The following is a 24,275-nucleotide window of genomic DNA, read 5'->3' as shown; positions in this document are numbered from 1 at the left end:
TGGACTTCTAGGTTATCGCTTCCTAGGCTCGAGCAGTCCCGGTCGGTCGTCTCGCACCGCCCGGCCTCCCGCCTCGCGGGCGGGCGACGTCCCTTCTACCTCTGACCCGTGAGGAAGTCCCCCATGCAGCAGCGCAGTCTCGGATCCCGGACGGTCTCCGCGATCGGTCTCGGCGGCATGCCGATGTCGATCGAGGGTCGCCCGGACGAGGCCCGGTCCGTCGCGACGATCCACGCCGCGCTCGACGCGGGCGTCACGCTGATCGACACGGCCGACGCCTACCACCTGCACGCCGACGAGGTCGGGCACAACGAGGAGCTCATCGCGCGCGCCCTGCGCTCCTCCGGCGCCGACACGTCCGGCGTCCTCGTCGCGACCAAGGGCGGTCACCTGCGCCCCGGCGACGGCACCTGGACCCGCGACGGCGACCCGGCCTACCTCAAGCGGGCCGCGAAGGAGTCCGCGCGCCGGCTCGGGGTCGACGCGATCGGCCTCTACCAGTTCCACCGCCCCGACCCGGCCGTCCCGTACGCCGACTCGGTCGGTGCGCTCGTCGAGCTGCTCGACGAGGGCGTGATCGAGCAGGCGGGGATCTCCAACGCCGACGTCGCGCAGATCGACCTCGCGCACGAGCTCCTCGGCGGCCGCCTCGCGTCGGTGCAGAACCAGTTCTCGCCCCGCTTCCGGTCCAGCCAGGGCGAGCTCGAGCACTGCGCGGCGCTCGGCGTCGCGTTCCTGCCCTGGAGCCCGCTGGGCGGCATCACGAACGCCGCCGAGCTCGGCGCGCGCCACGCCGTCTTCCAGGAGGTCGCCGACGCGCACGGCGTGAGCGTCTACCAGGTGACGCTCGCGTGGGAGCTCGCGCTCGCGCCCGTCGTGATCCCCATCCCCGGTGCCTCGCGGCCGGAGTCGATCCAGGACTCCGCCGCCGCCGCCGACCTCGTCCTGACCCCGGAGGAGGTCACGCGGCTCTCCGCCGCGTGACGACCCGCCGGAACCCGCCCACCCCCGCGAAGGAGCTCCACCGATGAAGACCTTCACCCTGCCCGGCACCGACCTCGTCGTGCCGAACGTCGTCCTCGGCCTCATGCGCATCCAGGAGAAGACCGACGACGAGGTCCGCACCCTCGTGCGCACGGCCCGCGACGCCGGCATCACGTTCCTCGACCACGCCGACGTCTACGGCACGGACCTGCACGGCTGCGAGCGCCGCTTCGCCGAGGCGCTCGACCTCTCCCCCGCCGAGCGCGCGGAGTGGGTGATCCAGTCCAAGGCCGGGATCGTGCGCGAGGGCCCGTACTTCGACTTCTCCTACGAGCACCTCGTCGCGTCCGTCGAGGGCTCGCTCGACGCGCTGCGGACGGACTACCTCGACGTCCTCCTGCTGCACCGGCCCGACGCCCTCGTCGAGCCCGAGGAGGTCGCGCGCGCGTTCTCCGACCTGCACGCCGCCGGCAAGGTGCGCGCGTTCGGGGTGTCCAACCACACGCCGGGCCAGATCGAGCTGCTGCGCCGGTACGTGGAGCAGCCGATCGTCGCGAACCAGCTCCAGCTCTCGATCACGCACGCGCCCGTCGTCGCGCAGGGCGTCGCGGCGAACATGCAGGGCCTCGACCAGTCGGTCAGCCGCGACGGCGGGATCCTCGACTACTGCCGCCTGCACGACATCACGGTCCAGGCGTGGTCGCCGTTCCAGGCGGGGTTCTTCACCGGCGTGTTCCTCGGCTCGGAGAAGTACCCCGAGCTCAACGCCGTGATCGACCGGCTCGCGGCACGGTACGACGTGCCGCCCATCGCGATCGCGACCGCCTGGATCACGCGGCACCCGGCACGGATGCAGGTCGTGCTCGGGACCACGAACCCGGAGCGCGTCGCAGGCGCGGCCCTCGGCTCCGACGTGCCGCTCACGCGCGCCGAGTGGTACGAGCTGTTCCGCGCCGCGGGCTACACCGTCCCCTGACGGTCGTGCGACGGCGAGCGCCCCGGACCCCCGTGCCGAAGGTCACGCACGGGCCGTCCGGGGCGCCCCGTACGGCGGTCTAGGCTCGTGCCGTGGCAACCTTCTCGGCAGTGACCCGGCAGCACATCCTCCAGGCGATCGCGGACTGGGACGACCGGGGCCGGGACGCGTTCCTCGGGGTCTACGGGTTCGCCGCGACCCCGGGCACGCCCCTCCTCCACGAGGACCGGGCGTACGACGCCCAGGCGATCCTCGGCGTCGCACACCGGTACGCGACCGGTCGCGTGGCGACGGCCGAGGAGTTCCGCAACAGCCCCGTCGGCGTCGCCGACCTGCTCCGCAAGCGTGGGTTCGACGTCCCCGGCGCCGCCCCGGCGGCGCCGGCGCCCACGCGTCGGACCGCGGCGAAGGCCCCGACCGCTCCCCGCACGCCGCGGCGCACGACGACGACCCGCGCGTCCGAGCCCGAGAAGCCGCCGGCCGTGTGCCCCACGTGCTTCACGGTCCTGCCCGCGACGGGCATCTGCGACGACTGCGGCTGACCGGGTCTCCCGAACGCACGACGAAGGGGCGCTGTCCTGTCGGACGGCGCCCCTTCGTCGTACGTTCGCTGCGGTACCGGTCAGTTGACCTCGGACGGGTGCGCGCTCACGCGACCCGAGCCGTCACCGGTGTCGAGGGCGTCGATCGCGGCGACCTCGTCGGCCGTGAGCTCGAAGCCGAAGAGGTCGAAGTTCTCCGCCATGCGCTCCTTGCGCGACGACTTGGGAAACACGATGAAGCCGCGCTGCAGGTGCCAGCGCAGGACCGCCTGCGCGGGCGTCACGCCGTGGGCGGTCGCGGCGTCGACGACGGCCTGCCGCTCGAACAGCGGGTACTTGCCCTGGCCGAGCGGGCCCCACGCCTCGATCTTCGTGCCGTGCGCGTCCGCCCACGCGAGCACGTCGCGCTGCTGGTACGCCGGGTGCAGCTCGATCTGGTCGACGGCGGGGACGACGCCCGTGTCCGCGACGATCCGGTCGAGGTGCTCCGGCAGGTGGTTCGAGACGCCGATCGAGCGCGCCAGGCCGGCGTCGCGGATCTCGACGAGCTTGGCCCAGGCGTTCGTGTACTGGTCCTGGGCGGGCGCCGGCCAGTGCGTGAGGTAGAGGTCGACGAACTCGAGGCCGAGCTTGTCGAGGCTCTCGCGGATCGCGTCGTGCGGCTGCTCGCCGGACTGGCGGTCGTTCCAGAGCTTGGTCGTGACGAAGAGCTCGTCGCGCGGGACGCCGCTCTTCGCGATCGCGGCGCCGACACCCTCCTCGTTACGGTAGATGGCGGCCGTGTCGATGTGGCGGTAGCCGACCTCGAGGGCGTCGCTCACGGCCTTCTCGGCCTCGTCCGGCGGTACGAGGAAGACGCCGAAGCCGAGCTGGGGGATGGTGTGCCCGGAGTTGAGCGTCACGGTCGGGACAGTGGGAGCGGTCATGCCCTCCAGCGTAGGAACCGGGTGTCCGGCCGTCCAACGACTGCCGGTCGTGCGACTCAGCGCTCCCGCTCATGAGTCCCTGACCTGCTGCGCGAGATCCGGGCTGGACTTTGTAGATCACGGTTTGGTTACATGGGCGCGGTCCTGACCACGAACGAACCGGAGCGCACCATGTCCCGAGGCCGCCACAGCGCCGCCCCCGCAGCGCCCGCGCGCTCGTTCCGGCTCCCTGCGCTGCCCCTCCCGACGCTCCCGGCGCGCGCGCTCAAGCTCCCGGCGATCGCGCTCGTCGGGCTGCTCGGCGCAGGTGTCGTCGGTGCGGGACCTCAGCCCGCCGAGGGCAACCCCGACCTCGCGCCGCTGAGCGTCGAGCCGACCGCAGGGGCGACCGTGGAGCGCGGGACCGGCGCTGCCAGCCGCTCGTCCGAGCGCGTCGCTCCCCCGGCGGCGACCCAGGAGTCGCCGCTCGTCGAGACCGCGGCGACGATCACCGTGGTCCCCGCCGCCGAGGTCGCCCCGCCGGCCCCGGTCGTCCCCGTCGCCACCGGCCAGCTCTGGACCACCGACGCCGTCAACGTCCGCACCGGGCCGTCGGCCGACGCCGGGCGCGTCGCGACCGCCGCGTTCGCCACCGCCGTCGACGTCACCGGCACGACCGAGGGCGAGTGGAGCCAGGTCGTCTGGGACGGCGCGGCAGCCTGGATCAAGTCCAGCTTCCTCGCGGACTCGCAGCCGGAGGCGCCGGCGGCGACCGCCGCGAGCGGCGGGTCGGGCGCGAGCGGGATCTCCGACGCCGCGTGCTCGGTGAGCTCCGGGATCGAGTCGTCGCTCCGGTCCAACGCCCGCGCGGTCTACCGGGCGGTGTGCGCGATCTTCCCGCAGGTGACCTCCTACGGCGGGATCCGGCCGGGCGACAGCGGCGACCACGGCACGGGCCGCGCCCTGGACATCATGATCACGGGCGAGACGGGCTGGGAGATCGCCCGCTACCTCCAGGCCAACGCCGGGGCGCTCGGGATCACCTACCTCATCTACCAGCAGCAGATCTGGATGGCCGGAGACCCCGCGAGCGCGTGGTCCGGCATGGAGGACCGCGGCGGCACGACCGCGAACCACTTCGACCACGTGCACGTCAGCACGTCGTAGGTCCACGACCGCCCGGTCACGGCACGCCGTTGGAGAACAGCCTCCTGCCCAGGGCGTCCACGTCCGACCCGTCACGGGTCAGCCCCACGTAGCCGCTGCGCTCGACGACGAAGACGTCGGACGGGGCCGCGGCTGTCAGCCGCGACACCCAGGAACGCTCGTGGCGGTAGACGACCACCTGGACGCCGTCGGAGACCAGCCGCAGCACCACGTCGACGAGCCCGGGGTGCGCGGGCAGCGGAGCAGGACCGTCCTCGTCGGCGTACCCGGCGTCCTCGGGGCCTGACCCGCCCGAGAGCTTGAGCGACCGCAGGTGCGGCACGTGCGTGAGGAACCCCCCGTCGGCGCCGTCGAGGCTCAGCGACAGCCGCTCGACGGCAGTGTGCCGCAGCACCGAGAGGTCCGCGCCCGCGGTCGCGCCGACCAGGTGCAGCTCGGTGAGCGCGGGCAGCTGCACCAGCGCCTCGAGCCCCGTGAGCCCTCCGCCGACGACGCTCACGTGGAGCCGCCGGAGGTCGGTGCACTCCGCCAGCGGCGCGAGGTCGGCGGGCCCGGTGAGGACCGCACCGAGTCCCGTGAGCCCTGGCACCGCACCGATGCCCTCGATCGTCGAGCACGCGCCGAGCTGGAGCACGGCACGCGCCGGACGGAACATCGTCGCGGAGAAGGTGCGCCGGTCGAACCTCCCCCACGCGCGGTGCAGCTCCGCTAGCTCCGCGTCGGGGTAGCTGTCGCGTGCGTACCCGGCGAGCACGTCGAGCGCCGCCGGGGTGGCCAAGGTCCCCAGCGCCCGGAGCGCGACCCGGCGCTCGGCCGCTCGCTGCCCCGGGCGCGCGGCGAACCACCGCGGGTCGGCACCGGGGTGCGCGGCGACCCAGGCCGCCACCTGCGCCACCTTCTCCGGGAGCGCGGGGACGTCGTCCCCGGCGGACGCAGGCGGCGAGGCGGGGGGAGCAGATGACGCAGGAGCGGACCCTGACGTCGCCGCGTGCTTCGCGACCGCCCGGCGGATCGACGCGACCTTCGGGGCGCCCCGCTCGGCCGCCTCGGCCGGGAGCCGGTCGAGGACGGTCACGTCCGCCCGGGCCGCGAGCGCGAGGAGCGCCCAGAGCGCCCGCGCGTCGAGCGCACCTGCGAGGCTCGACGCGGCGAGGCCGTCGGCCGCCCCGAGGTCCGGGTCCTCGAACACCCGCAGGGCAGCGCGCTCCAGCGCGGGATCGCTCGGGAGCCGCGAGGCGCCCCTGACCGCGTTGGGCTGGTTCGAGTACCGGTCGAACCGGGCCAGCAGCTGCTCCGCGCGCGCCGCGCCCACGGCACCAGAGAGCACGGCGAGGACGTCGGTCGGACCCGACATGTGGGACTCCGTTCACTGCACAGGGGTCAGGACGGCACCGGGGCTGCGACGGCGCCGACACCGCGAGCGGTGTCCTCGCGACCCTATCGGTCCCGTCCGAGGCCCGGGCGTTCGCCCGTCCGCGACGCCGTCGCGCACCCCCCGCTCACGCGCGGTTCAGCCATCTGGTGGTTCGTCACGGGCCTCCGTCAGCGAGGGACCGCCCGTCCATCGCTCCTCGATCACGGCCAGGAACGCGCTCCACACGTCGCGTTGCGCCGGGGCGAGCGCGCCGGCCTGCATCTGCTCGATCAGCGCCATGACGGGGTGCTCGTCGTCAGCGGGCGTGAACCCCGCGGCCTCCACGACCGTGTCCGCGAAGCTCACCATCTGTGCGACGAGCCGATCCACGGTCGCCGCATCGACGTGGGCCTGCGCTTCGAGCTGCTCGAACTCGGGGTACCAGGTCGCGACCTGCTCGGCCAGTCCGTCGCCGTGCAGCACGTCGAGCACCGCGGTGGCGGTGTCGGCGTCGACTCCGCCGGTCGCGGTGACCAGCGTCCAGACGTCGTGGTCGAGCTGTTGGGTCGCCGTCGGCTGCTCGGCGTTGCTGAACCGTCCGGTCTGGACCGAGAGTCTGCGCAGATCGGCAAGAGCCCTCCGTTGCGCGGCGATGCGTTCGGCCTGCTCCTCCAGCTCGTGGTCGAGGTCGGCCAAGAGACGATCCAGGTTCGTGGTGTCGTGCTCGAGGACGCTCCCGATCTTGCGCAGGGGCATTCCGCTCCCGGAAAGCTGCCGAATACGGAGCACCCTGACGAGATCGCCTGGGCCGTAACGCCGGTACCCGTTCGGGTCACGCGGCGCCTCGGGCAGCAGCCCGACCTTGTGGTAGTGCCGCAGGGCACGGGGAGTCGTCCCGGCAAGCTTCGCCAGATCGTGGCTGCGCAGCACCACCTCGCCATCAGTCCCGTCGCCTGGCGCCCTCCCTTCTGCGGTCATCTCGTCACCGCGGAGGGCGACGGTCGAAACGTCCGCAGGAGAGCCTCGGGGTCGTCGACGTACAGCTGCACCTCGGTGGCACGGAAGTCCGCCGGGAGGTGCTTCCTCGGCACGGGGGCTGACGCGGCGACCGGGTCCGCGAATCGGACGAGCACGTTCGTGCTCTGGAACTGCGTGAGGACCAGTCGCCCGCCCTCGATGACTGGTTGCGTGTGTGCGTGGTTGACGTGCGCAGTGACGGCGACGACGTTGGTCAAGGGCGTCGTGAGGACCACGTGACGCCCCCAGCGCATCTGGAGCGTCTCGTCGGTGACGAGATGCGGGTGCACGATGCGGGACGCGAAGTACCCGCAGACGAACAGCACTCCCCAGACCGTGAGGACGAGCATGACGAGCCGTAGCCACACCCAGGGCACCAGGAGGTGCGCGACCACCAGCTCCACGATGCTCACACCGATCATCACCGCAGGGAACGCCATCGTCCCTCGGGTGTAGCCGAACCAGGCGGCCCCCGGAGGAACCTTGCGCTTCCGGCGGGCGGCGAGCACCAGACTCCCGAACGCCCTGAGCTCGGCGACGGCAGGACGCAGCAGCGGCTCCTCGGCCACGAGCCTGTCGAGCACCCCCGTCTCGGACGTTCCGTCCTCGCGGCCACGACGCCGGAAGCGCAGCACCGAGACCGTCACGAGCGCGATGACCATCGGCAGCTCGATCATCAGGAACAGGCGCAGAGCCGTGCCGCCGCTGACCGCGCCGACGCGGTTCAGCACCAGCAACGTGAGAACGACCACGATCGTGAGCACGGCTTGCGCCCGATGTGTCGCTCTCCACCAGTCCCGTCTCTGCGCCACGCGTCCAGTCTCAACTATGACGCTGCGTCGTAGTCAAGATCCCGCCGAGAGCCGACCGCCTGCGGCGCCGGGACCCGCAGGGCGTCGTCGGACCGGTCATGGCTGGCGGCGGAACGACGAAGGCCACGTCCGATCCCTGTGCGGGATCTGACGTGGCCTTCGACCGTTGACGGGTGGAGCTGAGGGGACTCGAACCCCTGACCCCCTGCATGCCATGCAGGTGCGCTACCAGCTGCGCCACAGCCCCGTGGATCTGCGAAGATCCTGGTCAAACACTGGATGAACACTCCCCCGACCGGTTTCCCGTCCTGCGGAGCGTCGCTAGTCTACGCAGAAACCGGCTCCAGATTCCAATCCGGTCCCGCGTTCCACTCGTCGAGCGGGAACCCGGCGCCGACGTTGTGCGCCACGAGGCGCCACGCGGGCGTCGCGGCGGGGGCGGAGCGGTGCAGGTGGGACCAGTGGACGTTGTGCAGGCCGGAGATCCCGCGCCAGCCCTCGGGGTCCAGCCCGAGCAGCGCGGTGACGGCGAGCGTGATCGCGGCGCCGTGGGACACGACGACGAGCGTGTCGTCGTGCTCCAGGGCCTCGACGTGCTCGGTGACGGCCTCCACGAGGCGCGCCGCGACGGCGGCCTTGGTCTCGGCGCCCGCGCGCGTGGGCTCCTCGCCCCGGCGCCACGCCGCGTACTCCTCGGGCCACCGCTCGGCGATCTCCGGGCCCGTGAGCCCCTCCCACTCCCCGAAGCCGCGCTCGCGCAGTCGAGGGTCGAGCTGGACGTCCGCGCCGATCGCGCCCGCGTACGCGCGCGCGGTGTCGGTGGCGCGCACGAGGTCCGACGCCACGACGCGCGTCGCGCGGTGCGCGCTCGCGAGCGCCTTCGCGCCGTGCTCGGCCTGCCACTGCCCGACGCCGTCGAGCGGGATGTCGACCTGGCCCTGCAGGCGCATCGTGGCGTTGTACGCCGTCCGGCCGTGGCGCAGGAGGACGAGCGTGCCGGCGCTCACGCCAGGGGCTCCCCCGAGAGGCGGATGGCGCCGTCGCCGCGGGTCGTGTCGTCGGCATCGTCGGCCGCGCCGTCGCCGCCGCGCGCGTCCTCGGGGAGCTCGACGACGGGGCAGTCCTTCCACAGGCGCTCGAGCGCGTAGTAGACGCGGTCCTCCGAGTGCTGCACGTGCACGACGACGTCGCCGAAGTCGACGAGGACCCAGCGGGCCTCCTGCTTGCCCTCGCGGCGGATCGGCTTGGACCCCGCCTTGAACATCGCCTCCTCGACCGCGTCGACGATCGCCGAGACCTGGCGCTCGCTCGACCCGGACGCGATGAGGAACACGTCGGTGAGGACGAGCTGCTCGCTCACGTCGAGCGCGATGATCTCCTCGGCCTTGCGGTCGGACGCCGCCCGCGCCGCGATGACGGCGAGCTCTACGGCTCGTTCGGTGGCAGTCACGTGTCTCCGTTCGTGGTGCGGCCGCTCAGCGGCCGGTGTCGAGGGTGCCGGGGTCGTCCCACGTCGGCACGACGGTCGCCGAGGCGCTCGTGTCCTCGGTGGCGAGACCCGGGTCGTCGCGCGAGACGAGCGTCCACACGAGCAGGCCGAGGACGAACGCCACGGCGACGAGGATGAGGTAGTGCAGCCACGTGTACGAGGGACCGCGCGGCTCGTCGTCGAGGTCGTCGTCCGCCTCGTCGTCGATCTCGTCGGCGCGGCCGCGCACCCGGGGGAAGAGGTCGTCGGACGAGCCGCCCGCGGCGGCGGGTGCCGCGGCCGCCGTCTCGCGCACGCCGCCGAACGGAGACGCGGGCCCGCGGCCCGCGCCCGCCGGCTCGGGCGCCGACCCGGACGTGATCGCCGACCACGGGAGCGCGGCCCCCGGTGCCTCGGCAGGCGCGGCCGCAGCGGGCGGAGCCGCGGGTCGCGTGGCGGCCGGCGTGCGCTCGGGCGCGGGCGCCGCGGTCGCGCCCCACGGCGACGGGGCGGGTGCGGGAGCCGGCGTGGCGGGGGGCGCGGCAGGTGCTGCCGCGGGGGCCGAGAAGGCAGACAGCCGCTGCGGCTGGGCAGGCGGCGCCTCGGGCGCTCCGACCCGGCCGACCGGTGCGGCACCGAACCCACCCACGGGGGCGGACGGCGTCGCGGGACGGACGGGGCCGGTGGCACCCGGCGCGGCGGGCCGCGGCGTGCCCGCGGGCGGGCGGGAGCTCGTGCGCGTCGGCACCACGGGCGTCGGAGCCGGCGGGCGGATGGCGACCCGCTCCGCGGTCTCCTGGACCGGGGTGAGGCGGCCCGTCTCGTCGAGGCCCCGCATGCCGCCCGAGGCGGCCGGAGGACGGACGACGGACGGCTGCGACGGGTAGTCCGTCGGGCCGGTCGTCTCGCGCAGGGTGCGGCGCGACGGCGGCGGTGTCGCCGGAGCGGCGGGCCGCGCCGGGGCAGGCTGCTGCCACCCGCCGGCGCCGGGCGCCGGGGCGGGTGGAGGCGTGCCGGGCTGCGCGGACCGCTCGGCCGCGGCCGCCTGCTCGCGCTCGCGCATCTCGCGCCGCGTGAGGGGGCGGACGGGCTGCATGTTGCTGCCGTTGTCACTCATCGTGCTGACCTCGATACAAACCGTGCTTGGCGATGTACTGGACCACGCCGTCCGGAACCAGGTACCACACCGGCTGGCCCGCCTCCGCACGCCGACGGCAGTCCGTCGACGAGATGGCGAGGGCCGGGACCTCGAGCGTGGTGACCACGCCCGGCGGCAGACCCTCGACGCTCAGGCTGTGGCCCGGGCGGGAGACAGCCACGAAGTGTGCCATCTTCCACAGCTCGTCGGCATCCTTCCAGGTCAGGATCTGCTCGATCGCGTCCGCACCCGTGATGAAGAACAGCTCTGCGTCCGGTCGCGCGGCCCGCAGGTCGCGCAGCGTGTCGACCGTGTAGGTCAGTCCCGGCCGGTCGACGTCGACCCGGCTCACCGTGAACCGCGGGTTCGAGGCGGTCGCGATGACCGTCATGAGGTACCGGTGCTCGGCCGGGCTGACGCTCTGGTGCTGCTTGAACGACGGCTTGCCCGTGGGGACGAACACGACCTCGTCGAGGTCGAACCGCGCCGCGGCCTCGCTCGCCGCGACGAGGTGGCCGTGGTGGATGGGGTCGAACGTGCCACCCATCACCCCCAGTCGGGGACGGCGCGGGCTCATCGGGACGTCATCGGTCGCGGGCGCTTCCGTCGTTCGCTACCGGTCAGTGCCGCGTGCCGACGCTGCGGAACGCGTAGGTCACGAGCAGCAGGGCCACGAGCCCGCCGAACCCGAGCAGCCCGTAGGCGAGCGGCGGGATGGGCAGGTGCGACGCGGCCTCGGCGCCTTCCTCGGCGGCCAGCACGACGGCAGAGATCACGACGTCCTCCTCGAAGGTCGTCCCCGGGGCGGACGGTGTCGTGCCGCGGTCCGGGGTGGTGCGGTGGAACGGTACGCCCGCCGGGACCGGCCCGACGGCGGACCGGACGGGCTCCGGTCGCCGACCAGTCTCTCACGACCGCCCGGCGGCCCGGTCCGGCAGGTATCAGGTACTTGCCGACGAAGCACGCGTCACGGACGAACGTGACCGTCGCCGTGCACGACCCATTTCGTCGTCGTGAGCTCGGCCAGGCCCATGGGACCGCGCGCGTGGAGCTTCTGCGTCGAGATGCCGATCTCCGCACCGAGGCCGAACTGGCCGCCGTCGGTGAAGCGCGTCGAGGCGTTGACCATGATGGCGGCGGAGTCGAGCTCGGCGACGAACCGCTCCGAGGACGCGAGGTCGCGCGTGACGATCGCCTCGGTGTGCCCGGACGTCCACGTGCGGACGTGCTCGATCGCGGCGTCGAGGTCGTCGACGACGCGCACGGCGATCTCCGGCGCGAGGTACTCGGTCGCCCAGTCCTCGTCGGTGGCCGCGAGCACCTCGGTGCCCTCGGGCGCGAGACCGGCCGTGCGGTCGTCGCCGTGCAGGACGACGCCCGCCGCGGCGAGCGCCGCGAGGGCGGCGGGCAGGAAGTCGGGTGCGGCGTCCGCGTGGACCAGAAGGGTCTCGGCGGCGTTGCACACGCCCACGCGCTGGGTCTTGGCGTTGAGCAGGATCTCGAGCGCCATGGCGCGGTCGGCGCTCGCGTCGACGTACACGTGGACGTTGCCGACGCCGGTCTCGATGACGGGCACGGTCGACTCGCGCACCACCGTGCGGATGAGGGCGGCCCCGCCGCGCGGCACCAGCACGTCGACGAGCCCGCGCGCGTGCATGAGCGCGACGGCGCCCGGACGCCCGTGGCGGTCGATCGACTGCACGAGGTCGCCGGGCAGCCCCTGCGCCTCGAGCGCGCGGGCGAGCACGCCCACGATCACCTCGTTCGAGCTCGCCGCCGCGGACCCGCCGCGCAGGATCACGGCGTTGCCGCTCTTCAGCGCGAGCCCCGCGGCGTCGACCGTCACGTTCGGCCGCGCCTCGTAGATCATGCCGACCACGCCCATGGGCACGCGCAGCTGGCGCAGGCGCAGCCCGTTCGGCAGCGTCGAGCCGCGCACGACCTCCCCCACCGGGTCCGGCAGGCCGGCGAGCGCCCGCAGCGCGTCGGCGATCGCGACGATGCGCGGGCCGTCGAGCGCGAGCCGGTCGAGCAGGCCCTCGCTCATGCCGTTCGCGCGCTCGCGCGCGAGGTCGACCGCGTTCGCGGCCACGATCTCGTCCGTCGCCGCGACGAGCGCGTCGGCGAGTGCGAGGAGGGCGGCGTCCTTGGTCGCGCGCGTGGCGGTGGCCAGCGTGCGCGAGGCGACCTTGGCGCGGCGCGCGACGTCCTCGACGGCCGTCGCGACGTCGGTCCCGGTGCCGGCTGCGGCCGGACCGGCGGGCTGGGGCTCGGTGGCGCCCGCGACGACGGGCGCGTCCTCGGTGGTGGTCATGGACCGAGCCTACGTCGGTCGGCCTCGCGCCGGGGGCGCCGTCCGACGGCCGGTCAGCGGGCCCGCTTGCGCACCAGGACCAGGTCGTCGCGGTGCACGACCTCGCGGTCGTAGCCCTCGCCCAGCGCGGCGCGCAGCTCGCCCGTAGACCGACCGAGGAGGTCGGGGATGTCGCGGGACTCGAACGCGACGAGCCCGCGGGCGACCACGCGCCCGTCCGACGTCACGAGCTCGACCGGGTCCCCGGCGTCGAACTCCCCCTCGACGGCCGTGACGCCCGCGGGCAGGAGCGAAGCGCGCCCGCCCTGCACGGCCTTCACGGCGCCGTCGTCGAGGACGAGCCGGCCCCGCGTGCGCGCGGCGTGCGCGAGCCAGAGGCGCCTGCGCGTCGTCCGCTTGCCGGTCGCGGCGAACCACGTCCCGACGGCGTCGCCCGCGAGCGCGGCGGCGGCGTTCTGCGCCTTCGTGAGCACCACGGGGATGCCCGTGCCGGTCGCGATGGAGACGGACTCGAGCTTGGTGAGCATGCCGCCCGTCCCGACCGCGCTCCCCCGGCCCGTGACCTCGACACCCTCGATGTCGGCGGGAGAACGCACCTCGGCGATCCGGCGCGTGCCGGGGCGCGACGGCGGGCCGTCGTACAGGCCGTCGACGTCGGTGAGCAGCACCATCGCGTCGGCCCGCACGAGGTGGGAGACGAGCGCGGCGAGGCGGTCGTTGTCGCCGAACCGGATCTCGTCGGTCGCGACGGCGTCGTTCTCGTTGACGATGGGCACGACGCCGAGGTCGAGCAGCCGCTCGAGCGAGCGCTGGGCGTTGCGGTAGTGCCCGCGGCGCACGGTGTCCTCCGCGGTGAGCAGCACCTGTCCGACGCGCAGCCCGTGCCCCGCGAACGCCTCCGTGTAGCGGGCGACGAGCATGCCCTGGCCGACCGAGGCGGTCGCCTGCGCCGTCGCGAGGTCGCGCGGCCGGCTCGCGAGCCCCAGGGGCCCGATGCCGGCGGCGATCGCGCCGGACGTGACCAGGACGACCTGGCCGCCCGCCGCGCGTCGCGCCGCGAGGACGTCGACGAGCGCCCGCAGGGCCGTGAGGTCGAGGTGACCGTCCGCGCCGGTGAGCGAGGACGAGCCGATCTTCACCACCACGCGGTGGGCGGAGGCGATCTCGGAGCGGGAGGACAGCGCGTTCACGCGTCCCATCATCGCCGCCGGACGGTCGCGGGCGCGCAGGATTTCACGGACCAGGACGCCCCGGACCGGTTGTGGGCGGGAAATGGGCCCGGTCCCCTCGTGGGGACCGGGCCCATTTCCCGCCCACAACGGATATCCGCGTCAGTCGGCGTCGGGGTCCGTCCAGGTGCCGGCCTCGCGCTCGGTCCACAGCTCGCGACGCGCCTCGGCCTTGGCGTCCATGCGCTCGTGGTGCTCGCGACGCTTCTCCGAGCGCGTCGGGCGCAGGCGCTCGTCGAGGCGGTTGTCGGAGCCGCGCGGGCCGCCGAGCAGCTCGGAGCCGGTCATGAGCGTCGGCTCCCAGTCGAACACGACGGCGTTGGCGTCGGTGCCGATGCGCACCTCGTCGCCCCCGACCGCCCCGGCGGCGAAGAGCTTCTCCTCCACGCCCAGGCGGGCGAGGCGGTCGGCGAGGTAGCCGACGGCCTCGTCGTTGCTGAAGTCCGTCTGGCGCACCCACCGCTCGGGCTTGGCGCCGCGCACCTCGAACCAGTAGTCCGTGGCACCGCCCTTGCGCGTGACGGTGAAGCCGGCCTCGTCGACCGCCCGTGGGCGCAGCACGACGCGCGTCGGCTCGGGCGCGGGCGCCTCGGCCCGGGCCTTCTCGACGAGCTCGGCGAGCGCGTAGGTCAGCGGGCGCAGGCCCTCGTGGCTGGCCGTCGAGATCTCGAACACGCGCAGGCCGCGCGCCTCGAGGTCGGGCTTGACGAGGTCGGCCAGCTCGCGCGCCTCGGGCACGTCGATCTTGTTGAGCACGACGAGCCGCGGTCGCTCGGTGAGCGGCACGCGGCCGCCCTCGATGTCGAGGTCCTGCGCGTAGGCGGCGAGCTCCGCCTCGATGACGTCCAGGTCGCTGATCGGGTCGCGACCCGGCTCGAGCGTCGCGCAGTCCAGGACGTGCACGATCACGGCGGTGCGCTCGATGTGGCGCAGGAACTCGAGCCCGAGGCCCTTGCCCTCGCTCGCGCCCGGGATGAGGCCCGGGACGTCCGCGACGGTGAACCGGGCAGAACCCGCCTGCACGACGCCGAGGTTCGGCACGAGCGTCGTGAACGGGTAGTCGGCGATCTTGGGCCGCGCGGCCGAGATCGCGGCGACGAGCGACGACTTGCCGGCGCTCGGGTACCCGACGAGCGCGACGTCGGCGATCGTCTTCAGCTCGAGGACGACGTCCCGCTCCTCGCCCGGCTCCCCCAGCAGCGCGAAGCCGGGTGCCTTGCGGCGCGGCGACGACAGCGCGGCGTTGCCGAGCCCGCCGCGACCGCCCTCGGCGACGACGTACTCCGCGCCGTCGCCCACGAGGTCGGCGAGGACGGCGCCGTCCGCCGTCTTGACGACGGTGCCGTCCGGCACGCGCAGGACGAGGTCCTCGCCGTTCGCGCCGTCGCGGTCGTCGCCCATGCCCTGGGTGCCCGACGTCGCGTGCCGGTGCGGCGAGTGGTGGTACTCCAGCAGCGTGGTGGTCTGCGCGTCGACGACGAGGCGCACGGTCCCGCCGTCCCCGCCGTTGCCGCCGTCGGGGCCCGCGAGCGGCTTGAACTTCTCGCGGCGGACCGAGGCGCACCCGTTCCCGCCGTTGCCGCCGGAGACGTGCAGGACGACACGGTCGACGAAGCTGGCCATGGAACGATCCTCTCAGAGGTGGGTGTGCGAGAAACAGCAGGAGGGGCGCACCGCGTCGGTGCGCCCCTCCTGCTCGAAGCCTGTGGCTGTCGCTCAGCCCTCGACGGCGACGATGTCGATGACCTTGCGGCCACGACGCGTGCCGAACTGGACCGCACCGGCGGCCAGGGCGAACAGCGTGTCGTCCTTGCCGCGGCCGACGTTCTCACCGGGGTGGAAGTGCGTGCCGCGCTGGCGGACGATGATCTCGCCCGACTTGACGACCTGACCGCCGAAGCGCTTCACGCCGAGGCGCTGGGCGTTGGAGTCGCGACCGTTGCGCGAGGAGCTCGCGCCCTTCTTGTGTGCCATGACGAACCTGCTTTCGTGCTGGTTGCTGAGGGAGGGTGCCGGTCGGCGCGGGGCGGCCCGTGGCCGCTACCTCGCGCCGGGCGAGATCACTTGATGCCGGTGACCTTGAGGCGGGTCAGCTGCTGACGGTGACCCTGACGACGGCGGTAACCGGTCTTGTTCTTGTACCGCAGGATCGTGATCTTCGGACCCTTCTCGTCCCGCACGACCTCGGCGGTGACCTTGACCTTCGCGAGCTTCGCCGCGTCGGTGGTCACCTTCTCCCCGTCCACCAGCAGGAGAGCGGGCAGCTCGAGGGACTCACCGACCTTGGCGGACACCCGGTCCACCACGACGATGTCGCCGACGGAAACCTTCTCCTGACGGCCACCGGCCTTGACGATCGCGTACACCACGTTGCTGCTCATCTCTCTTAGTCTTGGCGTGCTCGTCACGGCGAGTTCGTCTTGGAGACTCCGGCCACGCCGCGGCGTGCGAGTGCGAGTCGTCCGTGGGCACACGGGACCGGCGCGCCTGGGCGCGCCGACGTTCAAGAGTACGGAAATCGGCTGGGCAGGTCAAATGGCGCGGGCGGCGACCGCGCGAACGATCCCCGCGCGCGACGGCCCCGTCCCGCGGTCTGCCGACCGCCGTCTCACTCGAGGACGAACGTGACCTCGAGGACGACCTGCCAGGTCGTGATGCGCCCGTCGACGACGTCGACCTTCTGCTCTTTGACCCACGCGCCCGAGACGTTACGCAGCGTGCTCGCCGCGCGCTCGACGCCGATCCTCACGGCGTCCTCGAAGCTCGTTTCCGACCGCGCGCTGATGTGCGTGATCCGTGCCACCGTGCCGCTCATGCCGGGCTCCCCCGTCCGGGGCGGGCGCACCGACGCGCCCGCGCACCCGTCGAGCATCCCGCCGCGTGCGGGCCCTCGCCACCGGGACGGCCTCGCGCGCGGGACGTCGTCCCGCGTCGCGACCGCCACGACGGGGGGCGGGCGGCGCGCGGGCGTGCCTACGCTGGCGGTGGAGGTGGTCGCATGCGCCCGGCACGCCCGCCCGACGGCACCCGCCGTCGCGGGCACGACGACGCCGTCGCCGCCGCGATGCGCGCCGTCGACCGCCGCGCGTTCCTCCCCCGCGCGCAGCGGCGCTGGGCGGGCCAGGACCGCCCGCTCGCCATCGGGCACGGCCAGACCAACTCGCAGCCCTCGACCGTCGCGGCGATGCTGCGGCTGCTCGACGTCGCGCGCGGGGCGCGGGTGCTCGACGTCGGTTCCGGCTCCGGGTGGACGACGGCGCTGCTCGCCGTCCTCGTGGGGCCCACGGGACACGTGCTGGGCGTCGAGCGCGACCCCGACCTCGCTGCGTGGGGCGCGGCGAACCTCGCGTCGACACGCACCCCGTGGGCCCGCATCGTGACCGCGTCGCGCGGCACGCTCGGCACGCCGGGCGAGCGCTACGACCGGATCCTCGTGTCCGCCGCGGCCGACGCGCTCCCCCAGGCGCTCGTCGAGCAGCTCGCGCCGGGCGGCCGGATGGTCGTCCCGGTCCGGCACACGATGGTGCTCGTCGAGGCCGAGCCCGGCACTCCTGGCGCGTCCGGCCCGGCCGGGGAGCCCGGCGGCGTCCGGCTCAGCGAGCACGGCTCCTACTCGTTCGTCCCGCTCGTCGAGGACCCGCCCGGCTGAGCGCGCCACGGGGGCGCCGGCAGGTGCGCGCGGCAGCGGGCCTCGTAGCTCTCCGCGCCGCCGACGTGGGCGGCGACGGGGACCAGCGGGTCCCGGGGTCCGTCGCCCGCCGCCGTCGCCTCCGGGGCCACCCGCACGTGGAACGCCGCGTCCTCGCCGCACACCGCGCACACCGCGGTGAGCTTGTCGACGCGCTCGGCCAGCGCCGCGAGAGTGGGCAGGGGTTCGAACGGGCGTGCGTCGAACGTCACGTCGAGACCGGCGACGACGACCACGAGCCCGTCGTCGGCGAAGCGCTGCACGACGTCGACCAGGTCGGGCCCGAAGAAGTGGGCCTCGTCGACCGCGACGAGGTCGAGCGGGCCGCCGTCGTGCACCAGGCGCGCGAGGTCGGCCGCGTCGCGGGCCGTCCGCGACGGGATCGCCAGACCGGAGTGCGAGCTCACCGTGCCCGTCCCGCGCCGGGTGTCGAGGACGTGGCCGACCACCTCGACCCGTCGCCCCGCGACCTCGGCGCGGCGGACCCGACGGAGCAGCTCCTCGGTCTTGCCCGCGAACATCGGGCCGCACACCACCTCGACCCGCCCGCCCGCGCGGGGCGAGGCGGCGGGGAGTCGCGCGGCGCCGCTCATGCGAGCAGTGAACCATCCCGACGCCGGCACCGCGCGACGCGGGCCGGCGCCCGCCGGTCAGCGGTGCCGGGCCGACCCGTTCGACGACGGACGGACGGGGAGCGGCTTGGGCTCCCCCGCCGGGCCGAGCACCGAGACGCGGTCGGGCGCACCCGGGCGCGCGACGTCGCGACGGCTGAGGAGCGTGGTCCCGGTGGACCCGGGGCTCTCGGCGTCGGAGGCACGGCCCGCGGGCTCCGCGCTCGTCGCCGCCGGGGGCGCGGCGTCTCCGGCGTCCGCCGGTGCGGCAGGGGCCACCGGGGCGGGGGCCGCGTCACGTCGCTCGGCCTCGCGCGCCGGCTCCGCGACCGGCGCGACCGCGGCGATCCCGGCGAGGCCTGCCCCGCCGACGCCCGGGACGGAGCGCACGAGCGGGAGCTCGCGCGTGCCGGTGCCCGCGGGGCGTGCCGGCTCCTGGGTCGGCGACGGGGGCCGCTCCTGGGCTCGCTCCTGGGCCCGCTCCCGTGCCGGCTCGTCCTCGGCGTCGCGCTCCCCCGCGGGCGCGGCGGGAGCCGGCGGGGTCGCGGTCTCGCGTCGTGCGGGCGCGGGCGGGACGACGTCGGCCGCCCGGGTGCGACGGGCACCGGGCGCCGGGTCCGCGGGCAGGATGCCGCGGTTGAGCTCGCCGTAGGGCACGTGGACCGACGGGGCGACGCGTCGCGCCGCCTCGACGACGGCGCGCTGGTCGTCGAAGAAGATGTGCGGGCGCAGCACCTCGAGCACGCCGTCCTTGTCCACGCCACCCAGGAAGAACGCGTCGTCGACGGTCACGCCCCAGGAGGACAGCGTCGCGACCGCGCGCTCGTGGGCCGGGGCCGAGCGCGCCGTGACGAGCGAGACGTGCACGCGCGGCTGGTACGACGCGTCGGCCGCGTGCCGCTCGCGCTCGACGACCTGGACGCGGTGGATGCCGACGAGGAGCTCGCGCAGCGGGCCGCGCCCGAGCGGGACGTCGGCGTTGAGCTCCTCGTGCTCGCGGAACGAGGCGAGGCCCCCGTCCTGGAAGTGGCGCTCGGACGAGTCGTCCGCGAGCACGCCGTCGAAGTCGAACGCGATGCGCAGCTCGTCGCCCGCCTCGTCCGCGAACGTCGGGTCCAGCACGTACCCCGCCGGGAGGCCGAGGTCGACCGCGTCGCGCACGGAGCGCTCGTCGGCCGAGAGGAACAGGTCGACGTGCAGCGGGCGGATGAACTCGTGCGGGCTGCGGCCCTGGCGGAAGACGGCGCGCGTGATGTCGAGGTCGTGGTGCCGGATCGAGCGCATGACCCGCAGGCCCGTCTCCGGCGAGTTGCGCGACATGACGATGACCTCGACGAGCGGGTCGTCCGCCGCCGGCGCCAGGTCGTTCAGCGCGAGCAGGCGGCGCACGAACCCGAAGGCGACGCCCGGGGCCAGCGCGTCGTCGCGGTGACGCTCCTGGAAGTCGCGGTACGCCGCCTCCCCCTGCGTGCGGAACACGCGGTCGGACTCGGTGAGGTCGAACAGTGCGGAGGAGGCGACGCCGACGACGAGGCGGCCCGAGAGGTCGTAACCCATGGCGGCATGATGCCAGGTGCAGGTGACGGGGGCGAAGACGCCGCCGAGCCGATCACGAGCCGGTCAGGCCCGGGCGGCCCACTCCCGGCGCAGGACGCCCAGGACGACGGCGTCGTACCGTACGCCGTCGACGACGCGCGCGTCGCGGAAGCGGCCCTCCTCGACGAGGCCGAGCGCCCGGCCGGCGCCGAGCATCGCGGCGTTCCCGGACCACGTGGCGAGGTCGAGGCGGACCCAGTCCGTCACCGAGAACAGGTAGGTGATCCACGCGCCGAGCGCGTCGCGGCCCAGGCCGCGGCCGCGCACCGCGGGGTCGTAGAGGCCGATGCCGACGCGCGCCCACTGCGTCTCGGCCGACTCCCAGTACCAGGAGCACGTCCCGACGAGCCGGTCCTCCTCGTCGGCGACGACGACGCGCCGCGGCGGGAGGCCGTCGTCGTCCAGCCCGCCCGGGCGGGCTGCCTGCGCGGCGGCGGCGTGCGCGAGCCGCGCGACCGCCGCGTCGGACGCGGCGTCGTCGGGCACGGGGTAGTACGGCCCGTCCCACCGGTGCCACTCGTGCTCCGGACGCAGCCACGCGCGGTACGCGGCGAGGTCCTCCGCGCGCCACCCGCGCAGGCGGGAGCGGGCCCCGGCGGCGTACAGCGGCACGCCGCCGGGTGCTGCCCGGGTCACTCCTCGCCGGGCTCCGCGTGCGCGTCGTCGCCGGGGGCCGGCGCGGGGTCCGCGCCGTCGTGGTCGTGCTCGTGGGCGTGCGCCGCGGCCGCGGCGATCGTCGCGAGCGTGGCCTTCACGGCCGCACGCGCCTCGGAGGTGACCTCCGGCAGCACCGGGACGGCCGCCTGCGGGAGCGTGATCGCGGTGTCCTTGGCCGCCGCGGCGCCGGAGCCCGACCCTCGCTTGCGGCGCGACCGGGAGCGACCGGCCTCGGCCGGCTCCTCGACGGCGGGGCTGCTGCCCGTGCCGCTGCCGCTGCCGTGGTCGTGACCCCCGCGACCGTTGCCGCCCGACTTCTCGATCGGGTCGGTGTGCACGATGAAGCCGCGCCCGTGGCAGTGCTCGCACGTCTCGCTGAACGCCTCGACCAGGCCCTGGCCGACGCGCTTGCGCGTCATCTGCACGAGCCCGAGCGACGTGACCTCGGCGACCTGGTGCTTGGTGCGGTCGCGACCCAGGCACTCGACGAGACGGCGCAGCACGAGGTCGCGGTTGGACTCGAGCACCATGTCGATGAAGTCGATGACGATGATGCCGCCGATGTCGCGCAGCCGGAGCTGGCGCACGATCTCCTCGGCCGCCTCCAGGTTGTTGCGCGTCACCGTCTCCTCGAGCGTGCCGCCCGAGCCCGTGAACTTGCCGGTGTTGACGTCGACCACGGTCATCGCCTCGGTGCGGTCGATGACGAGCGAGCCGCCGGAGGGCAGCCAGACCTTGCGGTCCATGCCCTTGGCGAGCTGCTCGTCGACACGGTGCACCGTGAAGACGTCCTGCGTGCCCGTCCACTTCGAGACGCGCTCGCGCAGGTCCGGGGCGAGCTCCTCGACGTACGTCGAGATCTCGCTCCACGCCCCGTCGCCCTCGACGACGAGCGAGCTGAAGTCGTCGTTGAAGATGTCGCGGACCACGCGGATCGCGAGGTCGGGCTCGCCCTGGAGCAGGGCGGGGGCCGACGCGGTCTTCGACTTCTTCTCGATGGCCTCCCACTGGCCGCGCAGGCGCTCGACGTCGGCGCGCAGCTCCTCCTCGCTCGCGCCCTCGGCCGCGGTGCGCACGATGACGCCCGCGCCGTCGGGCACGACCTCCTTGAGGATCTTCTTGAGGCGGTTGCGCTCGGTGTCGGGGAGCTTGCGGCTGATGCCCGTCATGCCGCCGCCCGGGACGAACACGAGGTAGCGGCCCGCGAGCGTGATCTGCGACGTGAGACGCGCGCCCTTGTGCCCGATCGGGTCCTTGGTCACCTGCACGAGCACGGAGTCGCCCGACTTGAGCGCCTGCTCGATGCGTCGCGGCTGGCCCTCGAGCCCGGCCGCGTCCCAGTTGACCTCGCCCGCGTACAGCACCGCGTTGCGGCCCTTGCCGACGTCGATGAACGCGGCCTCCATGCTGGGCAGCACGTTCTGGACCCGGCCCAGGTAGACGTTGCCCGCCATGGACGCCTGCGACTGCTGGGAGACGTAGTGCTCGACGAGCACGCCGTCCTCGAGCACCGCGATCTGCGTGCGGCCCGCGCGCTCGCGCACGACCATCGACCGCTCGACCGACTCGCGGCGCGCGAGGAACTCCGCCTCCGTGATGATCTGGCGGCGGCGACCGGCGTCGCGCCCCTCGCGGCGGCGCTGGCGCTTCGCCTCGAGGCGCGTCGAGCCCTTGAGCGCCGTGACCTCGTCGGCCAGGCTGCGCTCGCGCGGCCGCGAACGGGTCGAGGAGCTCTCGCCGCTCTCGCCCCGCCCACCGCGGCGGCGGCGACGCCGACGACGGCTGCCGCCCGCCTCGTCCTCGCCGGGCTCGGCGTCGGCAGACTCGTGCTCGGGCTCGTCGGCCTCGGCGGCCGCGCCGGAGTCGGCCGGCTCGTCACCCCCGGCGGGGGCCTCGTCGTTCTCGTCCTGCTCGCGACCGGTGTCCGGGCGACCGCGACGACCGCGGCCACCGCGGCGACGACGGCGACGGGGACCGGACTCCGCGTCGTCGGACGCGGCCTGGTCCTCGGCGGCGTCGGGCTCGGCCTCGTCCAGGTCGGCGAAGTCCTCCGGGCCGAACGCGTCGTCGGGGAGCTCGATCCCCTCGGCGACGAGCTCCGACTCGATGGCCTCGATCTCCTCGACGGCGGCAGCGTCCTCGCCCGTGAGGGCGACCTCGACCGTCACGTCCTCCGTGCGCTCCGCCGCCACCGGGGCGGCGGCGGACTCCTTCGGGGCCCGCTCGCGCGGCTCGGCCGCGACAGGGGCCGGCTCGGCCACGGGGGTCGGCTCGACGTGGCGCGGCGGACCCGCCGGGCTCTGGGCCCGGCGCGGACGACGCGGCGCGGCCGCGGGGTCGGGCGCCTGGAAGAGCAGGGCGGTCGTCGCGAGCCGCGGCGTGCTCGTGCCCGCGCCGGTGGCCGCGGGCGAGACGGGGGTCTCGGGTGCGGCCGTGGGCGCCGGAGCGTCGCTCGCCGCCGTCTCGACCGCCTGCTGCGGCTCGGTCGCGGCCTCGGCGGGGGCGGTCTTCGAGGTGGCGCGGCGCGAGCGGCGCGCGGGCTTCTTGGGCGTCTCCTCGGTGGCCGGCGCGTCCGGCTCGACGGGCGGCGCGGTGGCCTCGGCGACGGCGGGCGCGGCGTCGTCGGCCGTCGTGACCGGAGCCTGCGCGTCAGCGACCGTCGCGGCCGGGGTCGTCGCGGCCGGGGCCTTCGCGGTCGGGGTCTTCGCGGTCGGGGCGCCGGCCGCGGAGGTCGCGCGGCGCGAGCGGCGCGCGGGCTTCTTCTCCGCGGGAGCCTCGGACACGGCCTGCGCGGGCTCGGTCGGCCCGGCGGTGTCCACCGCGGACGCCTCGGGCGCGGCGGGGGCCTCGGGCGCGGCGTCCGCCGGGGCCACCTTGCGCGTCGTCCGGGTGCGCTTGGCCTTGCGCGGCGCGTCGGGGGCGCCGAGCAGCGCGTCCGCGTCCGGGCCGGTCGTCGCGGGCGCTGCCGGCTCCACGGCGGGCGGCGCGCTCAGCCCGAACTCGGAGAGCACGTCGAGCGGGGCGTCGGCGGGAGCCGGGGCGGCCTTCGTGGCGCCGCCCTGGGCGCGGCGCGCGGTGCGCGCGCGGCCCTTCGGCGCGGGCGTCCCCGGCGCGGTCTCGGCACCGGAGGACGCGGCGCCGGCGACCACCGGTGCGTCTGCGGGCACCGCCGTGTCTGCGAGCACCGCCGTGTCTGCGGGCACCGCTGCGTCAGCGACGGTCGCCGCGGGGGCCTCGGCCGCGTCCGTGGCAGGCTCGACGGGCGCGGACGTGGTCCGGGTCGCGCGGCGCGAACGGCGCGCGGGCTTCTTCTCGGCCGCCTCGGGACCGGGGGGCACGTCGGCCGCGGGAGCCGCGTCGGCGGGCGCCGCGGGGGTCTCGGCGGGGACGGTCGCGCCCTCGTCCGGCACGGCCGGCGTCTGGGGCGGGGCCGCGCTGCGCGTCGCGCGGCGGCGGGCGGGCTTGCGCCCGGTGGTGGTCGGGCTCTCTGCCCGGTCCTGGGTCGCGGCGGCGTCCGCCGTCGACTCTGAGGGGGTGCTGTCGGAGGTGCTGTCGAGCGTCACGCGTCGTGCTCCTGCTGCCACAGGGACCGCCCCGCACCGTGCGGCCCCTCGGGGCGGTCGGTCGTCGCTCGTGACGAGCGCACCGGAGCGCGTCGTCCGGCGACGGAAGTCGTCGGCCACGGCCGCGGTCCGCGTGCGCGGCGCGGGCGCCTGCCACCGGGCCCTTCGCCCCGGTCGGCGCTCCGACTGCCGCGGTCCGCTGGTGCCGCGATCTCGTGCTCGTCGGGAGGGCGATGCGGTGCCCACCCGGCTCC

The 24,275-nt window shown here is 74.9% G+C and carries 24 protein-coding genes and 1 tRNA gene; 5 read left to right on the top strand and 20 right to left on the bottom strand.

The window, feature by feature from the left end:
- The first annotated feature begins 123 nt into the window (after nt 1–123).
- The 3 genes from ACZ402_RS05945 (at nt 124) to ACZ402_RS05935 (ending at nt 2,502) form a co-directional block, all read left to right on the top strand.
- Complete coding sequence (locus ACZ402_RS05945) at nt 124–984, top strand: aldo/keto reductase (protein ID WP_375825919.1); 861 nt, start codon at nt 124–126, stop codon at nt 982–984.
- 43 nt (nt 985–1,027) lie between these two features.
- A complete protein-coding gene (locus tag ACZ402_RS05940) occupies nt 1,028–1,960 on the top strand; it encodes an aldo/keto reductase (protein WP_375825918.1) in 933 nt (310 codons plus the stop codon).
- Between the two features lie 92 nt (nt 1,961–2,052).
- Entirely contained in the window at nt 2,053–2,502 is a 450-nt protein-coding gene (locus ACZ402_RS05935; protein ID WP_375825917.1) for a ScoMcrA-related endonuclease, read from the top strand.
- Between the two features lie 80 nt (nt 2,503–2,582).
- Here ACZ402_RS05935 and ACZ402_RS05930 read toward each other — a convergent pair whose 3' ends face one another.
- Complete coding sequence (locus ACZ402_RS05930) at nt 2,583–3,428, bottom strand: aldo/keto reductase (RefSeq protein WP_375825916.1); 846 nt, start codon at nt 3,426–3,428, stop codon at nt 2,583–2,585.
- A 171-nt stretch (nt 3,429–3,599) separates the two neighbouring features.
- On the opposite strand from ACZ402_RS05930, the gene ACZ402_RS05925 reads away from it, so the two are divergent.
- Complete coding sequence (locus ACZ402_RS05925; protein WP_375825915.1) at nt 3,600–4,574, top strand: VldE C-terminal domain-containing protein; 975 nt, start codon at nt 3,600–3,602, stop codon at nt 4,572–4,574.
- 16 nt (nt 4,575–4,590) lie between these two features.
- Here ACZ402_RS05925 and ACZ402_RS05920 read toward each other — a convergent pair whose 3' ends face one another.
- The 15 genes from ACZ402_RS05920 to ACZ402_RS05850 form a co-directional block, all read right to left on the bottom strand.
- Nucleotides 4,591–5,928, bottom strand: coding sequence for a hypothetical protein (locus ACZ402_RS05920; RefSeq protein WP_375825914.1), 1,338 nt, complete (start codon nt 5,926–5,928; stop codon nt 4,591–4,593).
- Nucleotides 5,929–6,084: 156 nt separating this feature from the next.
- Nucleotides 6,085–6,861 carry a MerR family DNA-binding transcriptional regulator gene (locus ACZ402_RS05915; protein WP_465272262.1) on the bottom strand — a complete coding sequence of 259 codons (777 nt, stop codon included), beginning with the start codon at nt 6,859–6,861 and terminating at the stop codon, nt 6,085–6,087.
- A gap of 41 nt (nt 6,862–6,902) precedes the next feature.
- Nucleotides 6,903–7,709, bottom strand: coding sequence for a hypothetical protein (locus ACZ402_RS05910; RefSeq protein ID WP_375825912.1), 807 nt, complete (start codon nt 7,707–7,709; stop codon nt 6,903–6,905).
- A 222-nt stretch (nt 7,710–7,931) separates the two neighbouring features.
- Nucleotides 7,932–8,004: transfer RNA gene (locus tag ACZ402_RS05905), tRNA-Ala, on the bottom strand.
- A 79-nt stretch (nt 8,005–8,083) separates the two neighbouring features.
- Nucleotides 8,084–8,764 carry a histidine phosphatase family protein gene (locus ACZ402_RS05900; RefSeq protein WP_375825911.1) on the bottom strand — a complete coding sequence of 227 codons (681 nt, stop codon included), beginning with the start codon at nt 8,762–8,764 and terminating at the stop codon, nt 8,084–8,086.
- Complete coding sequence (gene rsfS / locus ACZ402_RS05895) at nt 8,761–9,207, bottom strand: ribosome silencing factor (protein ID WP_375825910.1); 447 nt, start codon at nt 9,205–9,207, stop codon at nt 8,761–8,763. The genes ACZ402_RS05900 and rsfS overlap by 4 nt, the downstream gene beginning before the upstream one ends.
- A 25-nt stretch (nt 9,208–9,232) precedes the next feature.
- On the bottom strand, nt 9,233–10,342 hold the full coding sequence (locus ACZ402_RS05890) for a hypothetical protein (RefSeq protein ID WP_375825909.1): 1,110 nt from the start codon (nt 10,340–10,342) through the stop codon (nt 9,233–9,235).
- On the bottom strand, nt 10,335–10,940 hold the full coding sequence (nadD, locus tag ACZ402_RS05885) for a nicotinate-nucleotide adenylyltransferase (RefSeq protein WP_253050436.1): 606 nt from the start codon (nt 10,938–10,940) through the stop codon (nt 10,335–10,337). Before nadD ends, ACZ402_RS05890 begins: the two co-directional genes overlap by 8 nt.
- Before the next feature lie 43 nt (nt 10,941–10,983).
- Nucleotides 10,984–11,139: a hypothetical protein gene (locus ACZ402_RS05880; protein WP_021483496.1), complete on the bottom strand. Its 156-nt coding sequence runs from the start codon at nt 11,137–11,139 to the stop codon at nt 10,984–10,986.
- 191 nt (nt 11,140–11,330) lie between these two features.
- The gene (locus ACZ402_RS05875; protein WP_375825908.1) at nt 11,331–12,677 is read right to left on the bottom strand and encodes a glutamate-5-semialdehyde dehydrogenase; all 1,347 of its coding nucleotides are present in this window, start codon (nt 12,675–12,677) and stop codon (nt 11,331–11,333) included.
- A 53-nt stretch (nt 12,678–12,730) separates the two neighbouring features.
- A complete protein-coding gene (proB, locus tag ACZ402_RS05870; protein ID WP_375825957.1) occupies nt 12,731–13,876 on the bottom strand; it encodes a glutamate 5-kinase in 1,146 nt (381 codons plus the stop codon).
- A 132-nt stretch (nt 13,877–14,008) separates the two neighbouring features.
- A complete protein-coding gene (gene obgE / locus ACZ402_RS05865) occupies nt 14,009–15,529 on the bottom strand; it encodes a GTPase ObgE (RefSeq protein ID WP_264030657.1) in 1,521 nt (506 codons plus the stop codon).
- Between the two features lie 93 nt (nt 15,530–15,622).
- Entirely contained in the window at nt 15,623–15,880 is a 258-nt protein-coding gene (rpmA, locus tag ACZ402_RS05860) for a 50S ribosomal protein L27 (protein ID WP_047234735.1), read from the bottom strand.
- An 86-nt stretch (nt 15,881–15,966) separates the two neighbouring features.
- On the bottom strand, nt 15,967–16,287 hold the full coding sequence (rplU, locus tag ACZ402_RS05855) for a 50S ribosomal protein L21 (RefSeq protein WP_047234734.1): 321 nt from the start codon (nt 16,285–16,287) through the stop codon (nt 15,967–15,969).
- Nucleotides 16,288–16,514: 227 nt separating this feature from the next.
- Complete coding sequence (locus ACZ402_RS05850) at nt 16,515–16,721, bottom strand: dodecin family protein (protein WP_375824532.1); 207 nt, start codon at nt 16,719–16,721, stop codon at nt 16,515–16,517.
- A 183-nt stretch (nt 16,722–16,904) separates the two neighbouring features.
- On the opposite strand from ACZ402_RS05850, the gene ACZ402_RS05845 reads away from it, so the two are divergent.
- On the top strand, nt 16,905–17,555 hold the full coding sequence (locus ACZ402_RS05845) for a protein-L-isoaspartate O-methyltransferase family protein (protein ID WP_375824533.1): 651 nt from the start codon (nt 16,905–16,907) through the stop codon (nt 17,553–17,555).
- On the opposite strand, the gene ACZ402_RS05840 is transcribed toward ACZ402_RS05845, so the two are convergent.
- The 4 genes from ACZ402_RS05840 to ACZ402_RS05825 all read right to left on the bottom strand — a co-directional run bounded on the left by ACZ402_RS05840 (nt 17,516) and on the right by ACZ402_RS05825 (nt 24,021).
- Entirely contained in the window at nt 17,516–18,187 is a 672-nt protein-coding gene (locus ACZ402_RS05840; RefSeq protein WP_375824534.1) for a thymidine kinase, read from the bottom strand. The genes ACZ402_RS05845 and ACZ402_RS05840 overlap by 40 nt on opposite strands.
- A 57-nt stretch (nt 18,188–18,244) precedes the next feature.
- Complete coding sequence (locus ACZ402_RS05835) at nt 18,245–19,762, bottom strand: 5'-nucleotidase (RefSeq protein ID WP_375824535.1); 1,518 nt, start codon at nt 19,760–19,762, stop codon at nt 18,245–18,247.
- Nucleotides 19,763–19,825: 63 nt separating this feature from the next.
- Nucleotides 19,826–20,437 (bottom strand): GNAT family N-acetyltransferase, encoded by a 612-nt coding sequence (locus tag ACZ402_RS05830; RefSeq protein WP_375824536.1) that lies wholly within the window; start codon nt 20,435–20,437, stop codon nt 19,826–19,828.
- Entirely contained in the window at nt 20,434–24,021 is a 3,588-nt protein-coding gene (locus tag ACZ402_RS05825; RefSeq protein WP_375824537.1) for an Rne/Rng family ribonuclease, read from the bottom strand. The genes ACZ402_RS05830 and ACZ402_RS05825 overlap by 4 nt, the downstream gene beginning before the upstream one ends.
- Between the last annotated feature and the right edge of the window lie 254 nt (nt 24,022–24,275).

The organism is Cellulosimicrobium sp. NPDC030954 (assembly GCF_055571305.1).
This window is presented reverse-complemented; position numbering and strand designations above follow the sequence as displayed.

Coding starts and splice junctions, on each gene's coding strand:
- ACZ402_RS05945 (WP_375825919.1), top strand. CDS start 124: ATGCAGCAGCGCAGTCTCGGATCCCGGACGGTCTCCGCGATCGGTCTC.
- ACZ402_RS05940 (WP_375825918.1), top strand. CDS start 1,028: ATGAAGACCTTCACCCTGCCCGGCACCGACCTCGTCGTGCCGAACGTC.
- ACZ402_RS05930 (WP_375825916.1), bottom strand. CDS start 3,428: ATGACCGCTCCCACTGTCCCGACCGTGACGCTCAACTCCGGGCACACC.
- ACZ402_RS05925 (WP_375825915.1), top strand. CDS start 3,600: ATGTCCCGAGGCCGCCACAGCGCCGCCCCCGCAGCGCCCGCGCGCTCG.
- ACZ402_RS05920 (WP_375825914.1), bottom strand. CDS start 5,928: ATGTCGGGTCCGACCGACGTCCTCGCCGTGCTCTCTGGTGCCGTGGGC.
- ACZ402_RS05890 (WP_375825909.1), bottom strand. CDS start 10,342: ATGAGTGACAACGGCAGCAACATGCAGCCCGTCCGCCCCCTCACGCGG.
- nadD (WP_253050436.1), bottom strand. CDS start 10,940: ATGAGCCCGCGCCGTCCCCGACTGGGGGTGATGGGTGGCACGTTCGAC.
- ACZ402_RS05875 (WP_375825908.1), bottom strand. CDS start 12,677: ATGACCACCACCGAGGACGCGCCCGTCGTCGCGGGCGCCACCGAGCCC.
- proB (WP_375825957.1), bottom strand. CDS start 13,876: ATGGGACGCGTGAACGCGCTGTCCTCCCGCTCCGAGATCGCCTCCGCC.
- obgE (WP_264030657.1), bottom strand. CDS start 15,529: ATGGCCAGCTTCGTCGACCGTGTCGTCCTGCACGTCTCCGGCGGCAAC.
- rpmA (WP_047234735.1), bottom strand. CDS start 15,880: ATGGCACACAAGAAGGGCGCGAGCTCCTCGCGCAACGGTCGCGACTCC.
- rplU (WP_047234734.1), bottom strand. CDS start 16,287: ATGAGCAGCAACGTGGTGTACGCGATCGTCAAGGCCGGTGGCCGTCAG.
- ACZ402_RS05850 (WP_375824532.1), bottom strand. CDS start 16,721: ATGAGCGGCACGGTGGCACGGATCACGCACATCAGCGCGCGGTCGGAA.
- ACZ402_RS05845 (WP_375824533.1), top strand. CDS start 16,905: ATGCGCCCGGCACGCCCGCCCGACGGCACCCGCCGTCGCGGGCACGAC.
- ACZ402_RS05840 (WP_375824534.1), bottom strand. CDS start 18,187: ATGAGCGGCGCCGCGCGACTCCCCGCCGCCTCGCCCCGCGCGGGCGGG.
- ACZ402_RS05835 (WP_375824535.1), bottom strand. CDS start 19,762: ATGGGTTACGACCTCTCGGGCCGCCTCGTCGTCGGCGTCGCCTCCTCC.